The 3,017-nt window shown below is 69.0% G+C and carries 4 protein-coding genes; all 4 read left to right on the top strand.

All coding sequences use genetic code 11. The features are described 5' to 3' along the window. Window positions 1–330 (top strand): class II aldolase/adducin family protein (locus tag EQG76_RS05175; protein WP_200840569.1); only part of this gene is annotated, 330 nt, incomplete at its 5' end. After that, window positions 327–794 (top strand): TIGR02444 family protein, encoded by a 468-nt coding sequence (locus tag EQG76_RS05170; RefSeq protein WP_159711210.1) that lies wholly within the window; start codon window positions 327–329, stop codon window positions 792–794. The genes EQG76_RS05175 and EQG76_RS05170, both read left to right, overlap by 4 nt. A gap of 66 nt (window positions 795–860) precedes the next feature. Next, the gene (locus EQG76_RS05165; RefSeq protein WP_159711208.1) at window positions 861–1,775 is read left to right on the top strand and encodes a sulfite exporter TauE/SafE family protein; all 915 of its coding nucleotides are present in this window, start codon (window positions 861–863) and stop codon (window positions 1,773–1,775) included. Between the two features lie 96 nt (window positions 1,776–1,871). After that, the coding region (locus EQG76_RS05160) for a DUF2254 domain-containing protein (RefSeq protein ID WP_159711206.1) at window positions 1,872–3,017 on the top strand (1,146 nt) is incomplete at its 3' end.

Raw genomic sequence — 3,017 nt, 5'->3', positions numbered from 1 at the left:
GACATCCGCTGCGCTAAATACGCCCGCTATGGCACCCAGGCGCTCTCCGACTACGCGATCGAGGCGCTGAAAGACCGTCATGCCTGCCTGCTCGCCAACCACGGCATGATCGCACTCGGCCCGACCGTGAAAAAGGCCCTGGGCCTGGCGCATGAAGTCGAGGTGATGGCGGCGCAGTATTGGCGGGTCCTGGCTGCGGGCGAAGTTAAGCTGCTCAGCCCCGAGCAGATGGACGACGTGCTGGTCCGCATCCGCAACTACGGCAAGCAGCCCGAAGAGATCCTGGACGGCACCCCGCCGGCCATGGAGCCGCCGCCGCGGCGGCAGTGACTCCCGACTTGTTCGCCCGGATCTCGGCACTTTATGCGCGCCCGGGCGTGGCGGAGCGCTGCCTCCTGCTGCAGGACGAGTTCGGCCTGGACGTGAGCCTGGCGCTCTCGGCCGCTCTGGACGGCTGGGCGGGCCGCCCCTGGACCGCGTCGGACTTGGCCCGGCTGCGCGCGGAGGGCTGGGACGAGCGTGCCCGGATCTTCCGGGCGCTGCGCCGGGCGCGTGAACTCGCCAAGCCGCTCGCCGCGACCGACACCGGCATGGCCAGGCTGCGCCGGAAGATCCTCCAGGACGAACTTCAGGCCGAGCAACTGGCGGTGGACTGGCTCGCGGCCAGGCTCGGTCCGCCTGCCGATCCCGACACCGGGTCTGCCGCCACCGCCGCCGCCAACCTGCGCCTGGTCGCCGGTGAGGCGCTGCCACAGACGCTGCTGGAACCGATCCTGGCCGCCCTGCGAGGTTGACAGGCAGCCACCGGCATGCCGACCAAGTGGCTTGGCCGGCGGCATCGACTGGACCGCGCAGCGCGCATGGAACTCTATCTTCCGATCGCCGAGATGTCGGTGGACATGGTGGTGCTGCTGGGTCTCGGCACGGTGGTGGGCTTCCTGTCCGGGATGTTCGGGGTGGGCGGCGGCTTCCTGATGACCCCGCTCCTGATCTTCCTGGGCATCCCTCCCGCCGTGGCGGTCGGTACCCAGGCCCTGCAGATCCTGGCATCGTCGTTCAGCTCGGTGCTGAACCATGTCCAGCGCAAGACGGTCGACCTGAAGATGGGCGGCGTGCTGGTGGCGGGCGGCGTCGTCGGTGCCGCGATTGGCATCGTGCTGTTCCGGGTGATCCGGGCGCTGGGCTATATCGACGTCACCATCGCGTTCGCCTACGTGATCCTGCTGGGTGCGGTCGGCTCCACCATGCTGAACGAGAGCCTGCGCACCGTGCTACAGACCATGCGGCCCCGCCCGGTGAGCCAGCCCAAGCGTAGCCACCGCCACGGCTTCGCCCATCGCTGGCCGCTCAAGGTGCGCTTTGCGCGCTCGCGCCTCTACATCAGCGCGCTGCTCCCGGCCCTGATTGGGGCGGCGGTCGGCATCCTCACCGCGATCATGGGCGTGGGCGGCGGCTTCGTGATGATCCCGGCGATGATCTACCTGATCGGCATGCCGGTCTCGATCGTGGTCGGCACCTCCCTGTTCCAGATCACCTTCGTGGCGGCGCTCACCGCCCTGCTGCAGGCCACCTTCAACCACACGGTCGACATCGTGCTGGGCCTGCTCCTGATCGTGGGCGGGGTGATCGGCGCCCAGCTCGGCACGCGGGTCGCGATGCAACTGCGCGGCGAATACATGCGCCTGCTCCTGGCGGTGCTGATCGTGCTGGTCTGCCTGAAGCTGGTCTACGACCTGGTGGCCACACCGGTCTTTCCCTACGAGCTGGTGAGCTGACCCTGTTCCCGGGGTGACGCGTCGTCCCGGCGGGGCACCGCGAGCCCGGGAGGCGGTTGCTGCCGGTGAACCGCCGCCCCGGAGAATGTTCTAGCCATGCACAGCCGGCTCGCCATCGTCCGGGATAGGCTGCAGACCGGGCTGTGGCCGATCCCGATCGGGATGACCCTGCTCGTCATCCCGCTCCATGTCCTGGCCTTCTGGATCGACGACCGGCTCGCCCACACCAGCGGGCTGCTGGGCGGATGGCTGCACAGCGGCAGCGGCGACGACGCGCGCAACCTGCTCTCGACCCTGGTGTCGGCCCTGATCACCATGGCCGCCCTGGTCTTCTCCATCATGATCGCCGCCCTGTCGATCGCGGCCGGTCAGTTCGGCGCTCGCCTGATTCGGACCTACACCGCCGACATCAGGACCAAACTAGCGCTCGGCCTGTTCATGATGACGATCGTGTACTGTCTGCTGGCCCTGCGGTCGGTGAGCACGGACATGGCGGTGGCCGAGGTGCCCCATGTCATGGTCTCCATCGGCCTGGGCCTGGGGCTGGTCTGCGTGCTGGCGCTGCTGTTCTTCCTGCACGGCATGGCGCACCTGATCCTGGTGGACGAGATCATCCATCGCGTGGCGCGCGAGCTGGAGGAGAACATCGCAGCGCTGGCGCCGCTCGACGAGGCTCCGGACGACACCCCGGTCGAGCAGGTGTGGCCTGCGGAGCTGGACCGCGAGGCCGTGATCCTGACGTCCCGGCGGGAGGGCTACATCCAGGCGGTCGAGCATGACCAACTGGTGGAGCTCGCATCGCGCCACGGCCTGCTGATCCGGCTGGAATCGCGGCCGGGCACGTTCGTAAGCGAGAGCGGCTGGCTGGCCCAGCTCCATCCCGGCGAGGGGGTTACGCCAGAGATCGGGGCGGCCATCCAGGAGGCGATCGTGATCGGCGGCAGCCGGACCCCCACCCAGGACCTGGAATTCACCATGCGCCACCTGGTCGACGTCGCGCTGCGAGCCCTGTCTCCCGCGATCAACGATCCGAACACGGCGCTGGTGGTGGTCGACCATCTCCAGGCGGCCTTGTCGCGGCTGATGGGCAGGGCGATCCCGCCGGCGATCCACCGGGACGAAGCCGGCGAGCCCCGCGTGATCGACCGGCCCAACGACTATGCCGGCCTGCTCGGGGCGTCCTTGCACCAGATCCGGCAGGCGGCCGCCTCCCATCCCGCGGTCATCATCGGGATGTTGCGG

The organism is Geminicoccus flavidas, assembly GCF_009806515.1.
In the GTDB taxonomy this organism is placed as follows: domain Bacteria; phylum Pseudomonadota; class Alphaproteobacteria; order Geminicoccales; family Geminicoccaceae; genus Geminicoccus; species Geminicoccus flavidus.
This window is presented reverse-complemented; position numbering and strand designations above follow the sequence as displayed.

What these genes read in the sequence shown, in the direction of transcription:
- EQG76_RS05165 (WP_159711208.1), top strand. Translation starts at nt 861, where the DNA reads ATGGAACTCTATCTTCCGATCGCCGAGATGTCGGTGGACATGGTGGTG.